Annotated in this window: 16 protein-coding genes and 1 pseudogene; 7 read left to right on the top strand and 10 right to left on the bottom strand. The window is 68.4% G+C overall.

The features are described 5' to 3' along the window. Positions 1–14 precede the first annotated feature (14 nt). Entirely contained in the window at positions 15–950 is a 936-nt protein-coding gene (locus B0293_RS29015) for an SDR family NAD(P)-dependent oxidoreductase (protein WP_005155005.1), read from the top strand. On the opposite strand, the gene B0293_RS29020 is transcribed toward B0293_RS29015, so the two are convergent. From B0293_RS29020 to B0293_RS29030, 3 genes are all read right to left on the bottom strand, one after another. After that, positions 947–1,669, bottom strand: coding sequence for an anti-sigma factor (locus tag B0293_RS29020; RefSeq protein WP_005155006.1), 723 nt, complete (start codon positions 1,667–1,669; stop codon positions 947–949). The two genes, B0293_RS29015 and B0293_RS29020, sit on opposite strands and share 4 nt — an antisense overlap. Further along, positions 1,666–2,262 (bottom strand): ECF RNA polymerase sigma factor SigK, encoded by a 597-nt coding sequence (gene sigK / locus B0293_RS29025; protein WP_005155012.1) that lies wholly within the window; start codon positions 2,260–2,262, stop codon positions 1,666–1,668. Before sigK ends, B0293_RS29020 begins: the two co-directional genes overlap by 4 nt. A 118-nt stretch (positions 2,263–2,380) precedes the next feature. Beyond that, complete coding sequence (locus tag B0293_RS29030) at positions 2,381–2,848, bottom strand: MarR family winged helix-turn-helix transcriptional regulator (RefSeq protein ID WP_005155013.1); 468 nt, start codon at positions 2,846–2,848, stop codon at positions 2,381–2,383. An 86-nt stretch (positions 2,849–2,934) separates the two neighbouring features. Here B0293_RS29030 and B0293_RS29035 point away from each other — a divergent pair, with 86 nt between their 5' ends. Continuing rightward, positions 2,935–4,041, top strand: coding sequence for a cytochrome P450 (locus B0293_RS29035; protein WP_005155014.1), 1,107 nt, complete (start codon positions 2,935–2,937; stop codon positions 4,039–4,041). 54 nt (positions 4,042–4,095) lie between these two features. Here B0293_RS29035 and B0293_RS29040 read toward each other — a convergent pair whose 3' ends face one another. The 4 genes from B0293_RS29040 to B0293_RS29055 form a co-directional block, all read right to left on the bottom strand. Beyond that, the gene (locus B0293_RS29040) at positions 4,096–4,302 is read right to left on the bottom strand and encodes a CsbD family protein (protein ID WP_005155015.1); all 207 of its coding nucleotides are present in this window, start codon (positions 4,300–4,302) and stop codon (positions 4,096–4,098) included. Positions 4,303–4,400: 98 nt separating this feature from the next. After that, complete coding sequence (locus tag B0293_RS29045) at positions 4,401–4,817, bottom strand: VOC family protein (protein WP_005155016.1); 417 nt, start codon at positions 4,815–4,817, stop codon at positions 4,401–4,403. A gap of 28 nt (positions 4,818–4,845) precedes the next feature. Continuing rightward, a complete protein-coding gene (locus B0293_RS29050) occupies positions 4,846–5,727 on the bottom strand; it encodes an alpha/beta hydrolase (protein WP_005155017.1) in 882 nt (293 codons plus the stop codon). A gap of 21 nt (positions 5,728–5,748) precedes the next feature. Next, positions 5,749–6,249: a hypothetical protein gene (locus tag B0293_RS29055; RefSeq protein ID WP_005155018.1), complete on the bottom strand. Its 501-nt coding sequence runs from the start codon at positions 6,247–6,249 to the stop codon at positions 5,749–5,751. A gap of 149 nt (positions 6,250–6,398) precedes the next feature. Between B0293_RS29055 and B0293_RS29060 the strand changes: the two genes are divergently transcribed. Together B0293_RS29060 and B0293_RS29065 are read left to right on the top strand one after the other, a co-directional pair. Beyond that, on the top strand, positions 6,399–7,010 hold the full coding sequence (locus B0293_RS29060; RefSeq protein ID WP_005155020.1) for a LysE family translocator: 612 nt from the start codon (positions 6,399–6,401) through the stop codon (positions 7,008–7,010). Positions 7,011–7,021: 11 nt separating this feature from the next. Continuing rightward, on the top strand, positions 7,022–7,651 hold the full coding sequence (locus B0293_RS29065) for a B3/B4 domain-containing protein (RefSeq protein ID WP_005155021.1): 630 nt from the start codon (positions 7,022–7,024) through the stop codon (positions 7,649–7,651). Here B0293_RS29065 and ku read toward each other — a convergent pair. Together ku and B0293_RS29075 are read right to left on the bottom strand one after the other, a co-directional pair. Next, positions 7,638–8,579 (bottom strand): non-homologous end joining protein Ku, encoded by a 942-nt coding sequence (gene ku, locus B0293_RS29070; RefSeq protein WP_005155022.1) that lies wholly within the window; start codon positions 8,577–8,579, stop codon positions 7,638–7,640. The genes B0293_RS29065 and ku overlap by 14 nt on opposite strands. A gap of 57 nt (positions 8,580–8,636) precedes the next feature. Beyond that, positions 8,637–8,915, bottom strand: a complete 279-nt coding sequence (locus B0293_RS29075; protein ID WP_005155023.1) for a YggT family protein — start codon at positions 8,913–8,915, stop codon at positions 8,637–8,639. A 431-nt stretch (positions 8,916–9,346) separates the two neighbouring features. Between B0293_RS29075 and B0293_RS29085 the strand changes: the two genes are divergently transcribed. The 3 genes from B0293_RS29085 (at position 9,347) to B0293_RS29090 (ending at position 13,608) form a co-directional block, all read left to right on the top strand. After that, positions 9,347–12,277 carry an AfsR/SARP family transcriptional regulator gene (locus tag B0293_RS29085; protein WP_005155024.1) on the top strand — a complete coding sequence of 977 codons (2,931 nt, stop codon included), beginning with the start codon at positions 9,347–9,349 and terminating at the stop codon, positions 12,275–12,277. A gap of 81 nt (positions 12,278–12,358) precedes the next feature. Further along, positions 12,359–12,481: a hypothetical protein gene (locus tag B0293_RS44725; RefSeq protein ID WP_005155025.1), complete on the top strand. Its 123-nt coding sequence runs from the start codon at positions 12,359–12,361 to the stop codon at positions 12,479–12,481. A gap of 416 nt (positions 12,482–12,897) precedes the next feature. Beyond that, positions 12,898–13,608: a SagB/ThcOx family dehydrogenase gene (locus B0293_RS29090; protein ID WP_245191911.1), complete on the top strand. Its 711-nt coding sequence runs from the start codon at positions 12,898–12,900 to the stop codon at positions 13,606–13,608. Between the two features lie 77 nt (positions 13,609–13,685). Here B0293_RS29090 and B0293_RS29095 read toward each other — a convergent pair. Further along, positions 13,686–14,887: pseudogene (locus B0293_RS29095) on the bottom strand (DUF222 domain-containing protein). Positions 14,888–14,920: the final 33 nt, after the last annotated feature.

Raw genomic sequence — 14,920 nt, forward strand, 5'->3', positions numbered from 1 at the left:
CTGAGGAGCGCCACATGTCCATCGTGACCCGAGCCGCCGACACCGTCCTGGACCGGACCCTGCTCGGTTACAGCAGCATCGGGCATTTCCTGCGACGCCGCTGGTGGCCCGAGGACCCCGCGCCGGACGCGCTCGCGGGCAAGGTCGCCGTGGTGACCGGCGCGAAGGCGGGCCTGGGCAAGGCGACCGCCATCGGGCTGGCGAGGCTGGGGGCGACCGTCCGGATCGCGGTCCGCGGCGACGGGGACGCCGCCCGCGCCGAGATCGAACGTGCCGCGCCCGGCGCCCGGATAGTCGTGGACCACTGCGACGTCAGCCTGATGTCGTCCGTCCGCGACTACGCGAAGGACCTCGACGGCGAGGTCGACGTCCTCGTGCACAATGCCGGCGTGATGCCCGCCGAACGCTCGGAAACGGCGGAAGGCAACGAGGTCATGCTGGCCACGCATGTGCTCGGACCGCATCTGCTCACCGCGTCGCTCCGGCCGAAACTCGCCGACGGCGCGCGGGTGATCTGGGTCAGCTCCGGCGGCATGTACGGACAGCCCCTGCGCACCGACGACCTCCAGTACCGCCAGGGCGAGTACAAGCCCGCCGCCGGATACGCGCGCACCAAACGCATGCAGGTGGTACTCGCCGAACTCTGGGCGGACGAGCTGGACGGCTCCGGGATCACCGTGCACAGCGCCCACCCCGGCTGGGCCGACACCCCCGGCGTCGCGACTTCCCTGCCGACGTTCCAGAAGCTGACGCGACCGATCCTGCGCAACGCCGAGCAGGGCGCCGACACCTTCGTCTGGCTCGCCGCGGCCGAGGAACCCGCCCGGTACAACGGGATGTTCTGGCACGACCGTGTCCAGCGGCCCACGCATTACCTCGGCAAGACCCGGGAAACCGCCGCGCAGCGCCAGGAACTCTGGCAGGCCTGCGGGCGGCTGACCGGCCTCTAAGCCAAGTTCACCATCACGACCGCCGGGACGGTGGGGGCGGGCGAGCCTCCGGCGGGTTCCGCGGTGATGCCGACCCGGTCGATCCCGCCCGGCAGGTCAGCGAGGACCGGACGAGTCCGATGTGGACCGTCCTCGGCCATCAGCCCGGCGGAATGGACACCGCTCTTCCCGATGAGCCAGACCTGATACGCCTTGCCGGGCGCCAGCGGCGGGAGATCACCCGCCATCACGACGATCTTGCCCTGGCTCCGCGAGGTCACGACCGTGGTCGTCCCGGGCACGGCACCCTTGACCGTCGAGGCGTCGGGCGCGGTGAGCACCGCGTTCACCGAGGCGAGTTGCCGCTGCGCGGGGTCCGTCCCCGGCTCGGTGTTCGCGGTGACCAGGCCGAACACCAGCGCTCCGGCGGCGGCCGCCGCGGCACCCCACAGCGCAATCCGTATCGGTGGCTTCTTCGCCGGCCGGGGCCGCCGGACGGCCGCGACCAGCGGAGGCCACTGGCGGGTCTGGGCGACCTGCGTGAGCGTCGCTTCCCGCATCCTCTGTGGCGGCACGGCGGCGAGCGCCGAGCCCAGGCGCGCCGCGGTCTCCCGAAGCTCCTTGACCTCCTGGGCGCACGCGGGACAACCACGCAGATGCTTCTTGAACGCCTCGGCCTCTTCGTCCGGGACGGCGTTCAGCGCATAGGCCCCGGTCAGTGTGTGCAACTCCGCGGTCATTGCCCCACCCCCAAGCAGTCACGCAACCGGATCAGGCCGTCGCGAATGCGGGTCTTCACCGTGCCTGGCGCGGTCTTCAGCACTTCCGCGACCTCCGGGTAGGTGTACCCGTTGTAATAAGCCAGCACGACCGATTCCCGTTGCAGGTCGGTGAGCGCGGACAGGCACTGGCGCACGCGTTGCTGCTCCAGGTTCGTGATCGTCGACTCGGCGACCTCGTCGAACGGCCGCCGGAAGTCGAGCCTGCCCGCACGGTCGTCCCGGTCGAGCGCGGCCTGATGCGAACGCACCCGGTCCACGGCCCGCCGGTGCGCGATGGTGAGCACCCAGGCCAGCGTGCTCCCCTTGCCCGGTTTGAACCGCGCTGCCGTCCGCCACACCTCCACCAGGACTTCCTGGGTGACCTCCTCGGCGAAGGTGCCGTTGCGGACGACCCTGTTCACCACTCCCCACACCGGTCCCGCGACGACGTCGTACAGGTCGGCGAACGCCTGTTCGTCACCGGCCGCGACCCGTTGCATCAGGCTCGTCCCGGCGGCTTCCGTCCCGGCCCCGCTGCTTTCGCGCGGACTCGTCCGCACACCCTCGACCATCAAGCTGCCTCCACCTCACCCGATGCCCGGCTACGCGGTTCCATGGCATCTGAGAGGGATTCGACGCCGAGGGCGGCGCGGACTGGTCGGCGAGGTGAGAACACCCGAACGGGCGCGGCTAGCCCTGCTCTTCGAGCACCTTGTCCATTGTGGACCGCAGATGGCGCAGAAAGTTCTCGAACCGCTCGATCTCTTCCGCCGGGTACTCCGCGACCAGCGCCGCGAGACCCGCGCTGAACGGGCCGAAGAACTCCCGCGCGGGCCCCTGGATGTCGGCGCCGCTGCGCAGGGTCACTTTCCGCCGGTCGGTGCTTTCCCGGGTCCGCACGACGTAACCGAGGCTCTCCAGCCGGTTCAGCAGGTTCGTGGTCGCGCCGGAGGTCAGCGCGATGCGTTCGCCGAGCAGGGCCGGGGAGAGCGGTGAGCCGGTGTCCTCGGCGTAGAGGATCTCCACGAGCGCGGCGGCGTCGGTGGGGTGCAGGCCGAGCCAGTTCGCGAAACGCCGGGTGAATTCGGTGTAGTTCGCCCCGAAGCCGCGGAGGCCGTCCAGCAGCGACGTGCTCCGCGCCACGACGTCGTCCTCCATCACCCCTCCTCGGATCCGTGCTTTGACAACCTACCGGCCGCAAATATACCTTCACCGTGAAGCTACTTTCACATGAAGGAGTTGCGTTGCTCCCCGATCCCTTCGCCGCGACGACCCGCGGCATCACCGAGCCCGACCCCGTCCGCCCCGCGCTGAGGGCCGCCGGTCCCCTCGTCGAAGTGGCCGCCCCGGCGGGCGGAAGCGCGTGGATCGTGACCGAGGAGGAGCTGGCCCGCGAAGTCCTCTCCGACCCGCGCATCGCCAAGGATCCGGCGCTCGCCCCCGAGGACTGGACCGGGCTCGAACAGACCGCCGCCGAACAGCCGTCCCTGACCACGCTGGACGGCCCCGGCCACTCGGAACTCAGGCGAGCGCACGCACCGCTTCTGAGCGCCAAACGGATCCAGGCGCAAGCGGACCGGATCCACCGGATCGCGCGTGCCCTGCTCACGGAACTCGGCGACGGAACCGTCGACCTCATGGACGGGTTCTCCACCCGCTTCCCGCTCACGGTGCTGCTCGACCTGCTCAGCATCCCGCTTCACCTGCTCGACACCGCCGTCGACGCCTGCCGCCGCATGTCCGACCCCGAGCCGGGCGCCCAGGGCAAGGCCATCGCCGCGATCGCGGACCTGGCCGCGGCGGGACTGGCCCCGAACCGGCAGGGGCTCGCGACGGAACTGCGCGACAGCCTCCCGCCCGAGACGTCCGAAAAAGACCTGCGGTATCACCTGTTCGCGTTGATCTTCGCCGGACAGCTGACCACCGACGCCTCGATCGGCTTCCTGATCTCGCGTCTCCTGAACGGGGACACCAGCCGCGAAAGCGCCCTGGTCCGCGAAACACTCAGGCTGCACCCGCCCGCCCCGTTCACGCTCTGGCGGTTCACCCTCGAGGAGATCGACCTCGGCGGGATCCGGCTCCCCTCCGGGGCCCCGGTGCTCGTCGACATCCAGGGCATCAACACGGACCCGGCCAGGCAACCGGGTCCGGACCTGACTTTCGGCGCGGGCCCGCATTTCTGCGTCGGCGCCCAGCTCGCGCAGCTCGAACTGCGGGCGGTGGCGACGGTTCTGCGCACGGACTTCCCGAAGGCCAAGCTCGCCGTGCCTTATGCCGACCTTCGGCAGACGTTCCTCGGCGGCATCCAGGGCACGCGGCTCACGAGCCTGCCGGTGCTCCTGCACGGCTGACTCGCGCGATCGAAAGGGCCGGGGCAAGCGCTTGCCCCGGCCCGGAACGACTCGCTACTTCTTGAAGGTGTCGCGGATCTTGTCGGCCGCGTCGCCGACGGCGTCCTTCACGTTCTCGACGGCGCCCTTGAGACCGGCCTTCGCCTGGTCCGTCTGGCCTTCCGCGCGCAGTTCCTCGTTGCCGGTGGCGTCGCCGGCGGCCTCCTTGGCCTTACCGCCGAGCTCCTCGGCCTTGTTGCTGATCTTGTCGCCCAACGACATCGGGTCCTCCTCCGTCCGTGGCGCGCGGATCGTGCGCCCTACCCCTGAAGGACACGCGAAGATCAGGAGTCGTCACGCGCACGGACGGGTGATCGCCCTCACCCCATGCGCCAGGGCATGTGCTGGAGTGTCCAGGTGTTGCCGTCCGGATCGCTGAAGGCCGCGTAGAAGACGCCGCCCATGTCCTCGACCGGCCCGACCTCGGCGCCCCTGGCGATGAGCGCGGCGCGGGCCTCTTCAATGTCGGCGACCACGAGGTGCAGCCCGCGCAGGGTCCCGACCGGCATGTCGAGTGACGCGAGCCCGGTGGTCAGGGTGATCGAGCAGGCCGAACCCGGCGGCGTGAGCTGGACGATCCGGACGCCGTCGGCGGGCCGGACGTCGACGTCGAGGTGGAAGCCGAGCCGCTCGGTGTAGAACTCCTTCGCCCGGTCGATGTCGCTGACCGGAACCGGCACGAGTTCGAGCAGGAACGTCCCCGGCGGGACCGGGGGTGCGGACGGGGTGTCGGTCACGGAAGTTCCTTTCGCCGAAGGGCTCCTACTAAAGCAGGGAAGCCACCGCTGCGGCGAACGCCTCAGGAGCCTCCTGGGGAACGTTATGTCCGACCCCCGACAGAACCCGATGCTCGTACGGCCCGGTGAAGAATTCGCGGTCGCTCTCGGCGCTGGGCCCGCCGATACCGTCGTCACCACTTTCGAGCACGACCGTCGGCACCGTGATGACCGGTTCCTTCGCGATCAGGTCTTCGAGCGCCTGATACCGCGGATCCCCTTCCGCCAGGCCGAAGCGGTGGCGGTAGGAGTGGATGACGACGTCGACGAAGTCCGGGTTGTGGAGGCTGGAGGCGCTGGCCGGGAACGCCGCGTCGGCGCCGGTCCAGGTCGGTGACCAAGTACGCCACAGCAGAGCGCACAGCTCTTCGCGGTTTTCCGTCAACCCGCGGCGGCCGCGCTCGGAGTGGAAGTAGTACTGGTACCAGTAGGTCCGTTCCCATTCGGGCGGCGCCGGTTCGCCCGCGTAGGCGAGGTTTTGGACGTTGTAGCCGTCCACCGAGACCAGTCCGCGCACGCGTTCGGGCCGGAGCGCGGACACGATGCACGCCGCGCGGCCGCCCCAGTCGTATCCGGCGACGACGGCCTTTTCCAGGCCCGTCGCGTCCATGAACTCGAGCAGATCCTGCGCGAGCGCGGCCTGCTGCCCGGAGCGGGGCGTGGCGTCGTCGAGGAACCGCGTCCCGCCGAACCCGCGGAGAAACGGGACGTACACCGAGGCACCACCGGCCGCGAGGACCTGGGCGACCTCGTCGTAGGCACGCACGTCGTACGGGAACCCGTGGAGCAGGACCACCGGCGGCGCGCCCGCGTCACCGACGTGTTCGTACTCGATCTCCAAGACCGGTGTGGTGACACTCTTCGAGGCCATCACCCGATCCTTTCACGAAGATCAGCCCGACCAGCCACTCAGCCGGGTCAGAAGCCGTTCCAGGACCTCGGGATCGGCGCCGACGGGGTCACCCGAGACGGGCTCGTCCACCAGGGTCCGGCGATCGCCCCGCCTCGGCAGCTGGACCTGTCCGGCCGACAGGCCACCGGGCAGCGGCAGCTCGCACCAGAAGGTCACGCCGCCGGTCTCGCTCGGCGCCACCCCGGTCCGCTCACCCGGCGCGGGGGTCGGCACGGGAAGCCCGTCCAGCTCGTGGTCGACCTCGATGACCAGCACGTCCGACCGCAGGCGCAATCTCAGCGTCAGGAACGGCGGCTCCTTCGGATCGGCGGCGTCGACCAGCGTGCCCACCAAAGCGGCGGCGGCGGTCTTCGCCTGATCGAGCAACGGCCGCAAGGACCAGTCCGACAGGATGAGACGGACGAAGAGCTCGGAGCACAACACCGCGTTCGGTTGTGCCACCAGCCGGAGGTCGTCCACCTGGGAAGTGCGCGCGCTCAAACCAAGGCCTTCCTCGTCGACGTGCGAGCGTGCATCATGCCACTCCATCCGGTGACGGACTCCGGCCGCCTCGATCAAGCCTTTGGTCCAGTGGAGTGAACCGGCTTTGGTCCTGTCCATCGGACCAAACTGCGCGCAAAGTGGTCTGCGTGAGCATCGCCTTCCTGATCACCACGCTGATCGTGGTCGCCACGCCCGGCACCGGCGTGGTCTACACCTTGTCCGCCGGACTGGCCCGCGGCCGACGCGCGAGCATCATCGCCGCGACCGCCTGCACCCTCGGGATCGTCCCCCACATGGTGGCCGCGGTCACCGGCCTCGCGGCGCTGCTGCACGCGAGCGCGATGGCGTTCGAAATCATCAAGTACCTCGGTGTGGCCTACCTGCTCTACATGGCGTGGGCGACGTTGCGGGACCGGGAAGCGATCGTCGTCGAAGGCGATCCCGAACCGGCGTCGGCGCTGCGGACGATCACCTCCGGCGTGCTGATCAACGTCCTGAACCCGAAGCTGACCCTGTTCTTCTTCGCGTTCCTGCCACAGTTCGTCCCGGCGGGCGAGCCCGGTTCCGTCCCGCGGATGCTGCTGCTGAGCGGGGTGTTCATGCTGGCGACGTTCGTGGTGTTCAGCGTGTACGGCGTCCTCGCCGCCGGCGTCCGCCACCAGGTCCTTTCCCGGCCGCGCGTGCTCGCCTGGACCCGGCGGGTCTTCGCCGGTTCCTTCGCCGCACTCGGCGCCAAACTCGCGTTCACCACCCAGTAGACAGGTCTCCCATGCGACTCCAGCACCACCCCGACGTCCGCGCCGAGCACCCCACCCTCGCCGTCGGCACGTTCGAAGCCATCGGTATCACCCCCGAAATGCCTGTCGACCTCGAAAAGTTCATCGAGCGGGCGACGCGACGGCTCGCGGACGGCCCGGAATCGGAATTCCCCGAGATCCAGGCCTGGCGCCGGGCGTTCGCCAAGATGGGCCTGAAACCCACGCAGTACCGCTGCGCGTCGGAATCGCTGCTGCGCCGTCTCCGGAAAGAGGGCACGCTCCCCCGGATCCATCCGGTGATCGACCTCTGCAACGCGGTCTCGGTCGCCTACGCCATCCCGGTCGCGGTACTCGACGTCGCGAAGATCGACGGCTCCCTCGAAGTCCGTCACGCGCGCGGCGACGAGAAGTACGTGACCTTCGGGGGCACGGTCGAGCATCCGAACCCGGGCGAGGTGATCTTCGCCGACGAAGACGGACAGGCCCACGCGCGGCGGTGGACGAACCGGCAGAGCGGGCATTCCGCCGTCTCCGCCACGACGTCCGACGTGCTGATCGTTTCCGAAGGGCTGCACGCGACGGCCGCCGAGGACGTCCGGCTGCTGATCGAGACCATCGCGGGCGAACTCAGGAGGCCTTGAGCGCTTTCTCCAGCCCGGCGCGCGTCATCTTCGAACGCCCCTTGATGTCCCGCTCCCGCGCGAGCTTCTCCAGATCCGCCTTCGACAACGAGGACAGGTCTTTCTTTCCTGGAGACTTCTTCGCCCCGGACTTCTTGGCCTCGGATTTCTTGGCCTTCCCGCTCTCCACGCTCTTCGACAGCGCCTCGAACAGGTCGACGACCTTCGTCGGCTCACCGGGCTCGGTGGCGGGCGTGATGGTCTCGCCCTTCTTCTTCGCCTTGATCAGCTTCCGCACACGTTCGGTGTAGGTGTCGCGGTACTCCTCGGGCCGCCAGTCGTCGCTCATCGCGTCGATCAGGTCGACGGCCATGTCGAGTTCCTTGCCGCGCGCCTTGGCCTTGCCCGGCAGATCCGGCAGCTCCTCGGCGGGATCCCGCAGGTCGGCGGCGAAATGCAGGGTGTTGAGCACCATGACGCCGTCCCCGGACCGGACCAGTGACAGGTACTCGCGGCCGCGCATGACGAATTTCGCGACCCCGGCCTTGCCCGATGAACGCATCGCTTCGAGCAGCAGCGCGTACGGACGCTCGAACTCGTCTTTCGCGGGCGCGAGCCAGTACGTCTTGTCGAAGAACATCGGGTCGACGGCGTTCAGCGCGACGAAACTCTCGATGTCGAGCGACTTCGACCGGCCAGGGGCGATCTCGTCGAGCTCGGCGGGTTCGACGACCACGTATTCACCGCTGTCGAGCTCGTACCCCTTGACGATGTCGTCGAAGTCGACTTCCTTGCCGGTGCGCTCGTTCACCCGCCGGTACCGGATGCGGTCCTCGGTGCCGCGCTGGAACTGGCGGAAGTGCACCGTGTGGTCCTCGACCGCGCTGTACAGCCGGACCGGCACCGTCACCAGACCGAGCGAAAGCGAACCGCTCCAGACCGGGCGCATGGGCACACTCCTCTCCTCAAGCGCCTGATACCCGGAACGGCGGTCGATCACACCTGGTCAGAGGCTGAACGCGAGAGACTGGAGAAGGACGACGGCGAGGAACACGAGGGTGAAGGCGAGATCGAACGCCACTCCGCCCGCCCGCACCGGGCGGACCACGCGGCGGACCGGCGCCAGCACCGGTTCGGTCACCCGGTGCGCGATCCCGCGCGCCCGGAAAGCCCAGGAAGGCAGCCTGGTGGCGAGGTTGACGGCCCAGTCCAGCACCATCCGGACGACGAGCACGATCAAGTACAGGGTGAGCAGGAAACCCAGCAGATCGCCGAGAGCACTCATGACGGCACACTCCTCTTTGGTCCAGTGTGCCGCGCCTTGCTGGGAGAAACCTGTGACGAAAGAAGGGGCTTCCAGGGCGGTTGGCCACCCCCAGTACGAAGGCCAACCGCCGCGGAGCCCCTACACACGGTTCGGCGCGCTGCCCCGTCGCGCCGTGCCCGTCAGCTGATGTCTTCAGCTTTCCAAGACCCTGCATCGGATTTACATCGGCTCGTCACCGGCGGCATCCGCGCAGTTCAGGGGTCGCCAGGCGTAGAATCGAACCGGTTTGAAGGCAGGCACGCGCCCGCCCGTTAGGCCGAATGCCGTACGGCGGACCCCGCGTCGATCTGGCTGGAGGCCGAGGCGGTGGGCTAGGGTGCCGGTCAGCCGGCGAACGGACTGGAGGTAGTGCGTGAGCACGCTCACGGCCTCGGACGACATAGTCGCATATGACCGCTGATCGTTTACCCGATTCGGCGGAATCCGCCCTAACCCCCGGCGATCCGAAACACCCCGGTCAGCGATCCCAGCTCAGCTTTTCCGTTCTCGGCCCGCTCGAGGCCGAGGTCGACGGCGTGCCCGTCCGGCTGGGCGGACGCCGTGAACAGCGCCTCCTCGCCGCCCTGCTGATCAACGCGGGCAGGCTGGTCCCGGTGTCGTACCTGATCGGCACGATGTGGCCGGAAGAGCCACCGAAGACCGCTGTCCGCCAGGTCAGCAACGCGATCGCGCGGCTGCGGCACGACCTCGGCGTGGCCCGGTCCGCCGTGGTCACCACCGGCTCCGCCTACCGGGTCGTCACCAGCAGCGCCTCGGTCGACTCGGTCCGCTTCGAAGCGGACTACAACCAGGGCGCCGAGCTTCTGGCGGCCGGGCTGATCTCCCAGGCGGCCGCCAAGCTCGCGGACGCGCTCGCGCTCTGGCGCGGCCCGGCCTTCGACGGTCTCGAAGGCGACGCCATCGAGCAGACGGCGCGGAGACTCGACGAAGAACGCCTCGCCGCGTCCGAGCTCCTGATCGGCGCCCGGCTCCGGCTCGGCGAGACCGAAGCGGCCGCGCGGGAAGCCTTCGACCTGGCCGCCTGGCACCCCACTCGCGAGACCCTCCAGGTCCTCACCATGCTGGCGCTCTACCGGGCGGGCCGCGGCGCCGACGCGCTCCGGACGTTCGACCGGACCAGGATCGCGCTCGCCGACGAACTCGGCGTCGACCCGAGCTCAGAACTGAGCACGCTCCACCAGCAGATCCTGCGCACCGACGCCGAGCTGATGCAGGACGGCGCCCTCGTCCGGTACGGCGTCGGCGGACTCCGGACCGGGATGGACACCGGCGGGCGCCGCGAGGACGCGGACGCGCAGAAGGCCCTCTTCCCCCGGCCCGCGCAGCTTCCCGCGGACCTCCCGGCGTTCGGCGGCCGCGCCGCGGAGCTGCGGACCGTCCTCGAAATCGGCCAGGACGACTCCTCGACGGGGCCGCGGCTGATCGCGATCGACGGGATGCCCGGCGTCGGCAAGACAGCGCTGGCCGTCCATTCCGCCCACCGGCTCGCCCCGCTGTTCCCCGACGGGCAGCTCTTCGTGAACCTCGAAGGGTTCTCACCGGCGGGCGACCCCGTCGACCCCGCGTCCGCGCTCGAAGCGCTGCTGCGGTCGCTCGGCATCCAGGGTTCGGACATCCCCGCCGGAACCGACCAGCGCGCGGCGTTGTTCCGCAGCTGCCTCGCCGGCAAACGGATGCTCGTGGTGCTGGACAACGCCATCGGGGCGACACAGGTGAGCCCGCTGTTGCCCGGTTCGGCGAGTTGCTGCGTGCTGATCACCAGCCGGACCCGGCTCGTGGACCTCGACGGCGCCGAACTGCTCTCCTTGGAACCGTTCAGCCGGGCCGACGCGGTGGACCTGCTGGGCCGGATCGTCGGGCCGTCCCGGTTGAAGCGGGAATCCCCCGACGCGGCGGACCAGGTCGCGAGCCTGTGCGGTGACCTTCCGCTCGCGCTGGCCGTCACGGCGAGCCGTCTGCGGGCACGGGCGTCCTGGACACTCGACTTCGTCGCCCGGCAGTTGCGGGACGAGCGGAACAGGTTCGGCGAGCTCACCGCGGGGGAACGCGACGTCGCGGGCGCTTTCCGAGTGTCCTATCTGAACTTGACCGAAACCGAGCGCCTGGTGTTCCGCCGGTTGAGCCATCACCCCGGTGCCGCGTTCGACCTTCACTCGACGGCGGCCCTGGCCGAAGTGGACCTCGGCGAGGCTCGCCGCCTGGCCGAACGCCTCGTCGACGTGAACCTGTTGCGGCAGCCGTCGATGGACCGGTACGAGATGCACGACCTCCTCCGCAGCTACGGGCGCGAACTCCTGCTCGCGGAGGAGCCCGAACACCAGCGCGAGGCGATGATGCGGCGGCTGTTCGACTACTACCGCAGCACCGTCGCGGCCGCGATGGACTTCATCGACCCGGACTCCGAAGACGAGCCGGGCGGCCTCGAAGTGCCGAAGAGCGAGTTCGGCCAGTACTTCGCCGACTACGACCAGGCCGCGAACTGGATGGACGCCCAATGGCAGAACGTCCTGCCGGTGGCCGTCGCGATGAACAACCATCAGCGCTACTCGGACCTCGTGCTCTTCTGCTCGGCGGTCTGGCGCTACTTCGACAACCGCGGCTACTACCGGCAGGCCAGGGAACTGGAGACCCTCGCCCTGTCCGCCGCGCGGGTCACCGGGAACGTGGTCCTCGAGTACCAGGCCCTGCACATGTACGCGCTGACCCTGTGGCGGCTCAACGAGTTCACCGAGGCGAACCGGCTGTTCAACGAGGTGTTCGAGCTGGCCTCGACCACCGGCGACGTGCGGATGCAGTGCCGGGCCAGGGGCAATTCGGGCGTCACCCACTGGCTCAAGGGCGAGTCCGACCAGGCGATCGAACACCTCGGCTGGGTCCGCGAGACCGCTCACACCCACGGCAGCGTGCTCATCGAAGCCCGCGCCCGGCACCGGATCGGGCTGATCCACACCGAGAACAGTCGCTATGCGGAAGCCGCCGAGGAACTCGACCAGGCGCTGAGACTGGCCCACGAGAACGAATCACCCGATCTCGAGGCGGAATGCCTTCTCGCTCTCGGTATCAATTCGCGTGCACTCGGCGATGGCGAACTCGCGGTCACCCAGTTCACGACCGCGATGGAAGTGCTCGAATCGACCGGGAATCGCAGCATGCTGCCCATCGCCCACAAGGAGTTGGCGTCCGCTTTCGACATTCTCGGTGAGCACCCGAATGCGGAACGTCATCGCCGGTTCGCTTTACGCTTATACACCGATCTCGGCATCTTGGAGTCGCCCGAAGCTCGCGAACTCAAACAGCACTTGAACGATTACTCGGCGTAATTCTCCGTTTCGCTCCGGTACTCTGATGGCGTAGGTATATTCGCTTGACCGGAGTAACCGCTCACGGAGAGGATCGGCGACATGCATGATGAAGACGACGATGAGTTCTTGTACGAGCTCGAAGCGGAGTACAAGGCACAGAGCACCTGGGGCGGGTTCGAGCCGCCGCCGAACGGCGGGCCTCCTTTCCGTTCGCGACACTGAATGACCTGAATTATTCTGAAAACATTACTGGGGACTGGGGCGCAAGACTTTCGATGCTGGTAAGGGTTTCCTCTTGCGGAACGCTCTATTGGTCCGACGGTGACCTCGTCTGGGACGATCACCTCGGACATCGCCAGCTCAAACTCGCCGAAGGAACTGAACGTGTCCTGCGATGGTTCAGTTCTTGGCGAGAACCGGAATCGATCCGTGAAGCGGACGAAAATCCCGAGACAGGGGAAAGACTCGTCCGTATCGCGCGAGCGATGATCCGGTACGACGTGCTGGTGGTCAAAGGTTCTTCCCGGCGACAAAGGGAAGAAGAGATCCTTCGGGATTGGGGTCCTTGGGGAACGTCCGTGCGGGCGTTTCACTTCGGCACCCGCTCCTTGCGTGAGACCGAGTTCACGACCAGCGAAATGACCGCGAAAACCTTGCTGGAGAAGGCGAAGGCCAGCCCTCCGCCTTCTCCGGTGAGGCCGTCGGGCGAATACGACGCGATAGCGCTGCCCGAGCCGTCACCGGAGCAGGTGAACGCGATCGGACTCGGCGACGCGCTGAGCAAGCGCAGAAGCGTCCGCGAGTTCGGCGAAGAACCCATGCGGCTGCTCGATTTGAGCACGCTGCTCACAGCGGCCCGGCCGACGAGGCCGGAAACTCATCCCGACATCCCCACCACCGGGAACATCTTCAAGACGAGCCCGTCGGGCGGGGCGAGGCATCCGACCGAGGTGTACGTCTACGCCAGGAACGTCGAGGGCCTGGAACAGGGGATCTACCACTACGACGGCTTTCGGCACGGGCTCACGCCTCTGGACGGCAAAATCGACGACGACGAACTGGTCGCCTTGGCCGGCGATCAGCAGTGGACCGGGAACGCCGGCGCGCTGCTGATCTACACCAGTGTCATCGAGCGGAACCAGTGGAAGTATCCGGTGAGCCGGACCTACCGGGTGCTGCTGATGGACGTCGGGCACCTCAGCCAGACCGTCTACCTGCTGGCGACGGCACTCGGACTGAACGTCACGTTCACCGCGGCGCTTCGCGACGAATTGGTCGAGGACCTTCTGGGGTGCGATCCGGCGAACGAACTGGTGCTCGGTATGTCGGTGCTCGGCACTCGCGTGTGATGGCCGCATTGCCGGATTGGCCGTAGCTCCGCTACGCCTTGCGCCTGCTGCGGGCTCGTTGTCGTTTCCGGCGAGGGTCAGTACGGTGGCGGCTGCTCGATCGGGGGCGCCGCCGGACGGGCTCATGCAGAGGCGGCGGCGTGCTGCAGTAGCTCTGTCCTGTCGGTGTCGTGATGGTGAGGGTGCCGTCGGGGCCGAGTGTGTAGATCCAGCCGGGTTCGTCTTTGAGGCGATGGTCGCGGCGGCAGAAAGCGGCGAGGTCGGCGACGTCGGTGTGACCGCCGAACTGCCACGGCACGGAATGGTCCAGGTCGCAGGCTTGGGCGACACGGTGACAGCCCGGTCTTCGGCACTCGCGATCCCGTACTCGTACGAACTCCGCCTGCCCCGCCGTCGGCCGATACCGCTCCCGGCCCAGATCCAGCACCTGTCCTGACAACGGGTCCGTGATGATCCGCCGCAAGACGGTGTCCGCACCCGACGCGATCTCCCGCGCCAACGACGCCGGAATGTGCCCGTGTCCGGCCAACTCGGCCGAATCGTCGTTCAAGCCGAGATACGTGGCGAGGTCCATGTAGAGGAACACCTCCGACCGTTCCCCGGCTCCACCCTGCCCACCGAGCAGGAGATCCAGCGCGACATCCGCGCGCAGCTGGTCCAGGGTGCGGGTCTCGCCGCCGGCTTTGAGTGCCCGTGCCTCGCGGTCGATCCGCGTGTAGGCGGCGGTCACCTTCTCCACCGGGCCGTCCTCGACCTCGACCGAAGCGACCCCCGTATCACCGTGGCGCAGTTTGAGCCGACGGCCCGCGCGGTTGCGCTCGGTACGCCGGGAGGCGCCTTCGCGATCGACGGCCGCCGCGGCGCTGTTCGCCGTACGCCGGATCTGCCTGGTGTTCTTCCCTTCCAGCCGGTCTTCGAGTAAGGCGTCAGCGGCGCGGGCGTTCTCGTCTGACAGCCACGCGGTCGCGGCGGCGACCTTCATGGCCCCGGCGCCACTGAGCAGCCCTCGATCCATCAGCCCCAGAGTGCGGGGTAGCCGGGTGGTCAACGCCTTGGCGGCGGACAGCAGCGCACCGGCATGACTGTCCATGACAGACAGCGCGAACGCGACTTCCTGCACGACGCTGGGAGCGCCGCCACGATGACGGTCCAGCTGAGCGATCGCGCGGAACCGGATCGCCTCCAGCCGGGCGATGTCCGCCGACACCGCCTGCGCGAGGTCCACGCATTCCTTGTCGTCAAGGGTACGAGGATCGACGTTTTCCTTGGGGGAAGCCATAAAGGCTGTGTTTTTGTCCACGAGCAGAACCGT

It is taken from the genome of Amycolatopsis azurea DSM 43854 (assembly GCF_001995215.1).
GTDB classification, from domain to species: domain Bacteria; phylum Actinomycetota; class Actinomycetes; order Mycobacteriales; family Pseudonocardiaceae; genus Amycolatopsis; species Amycolatopsis azurea.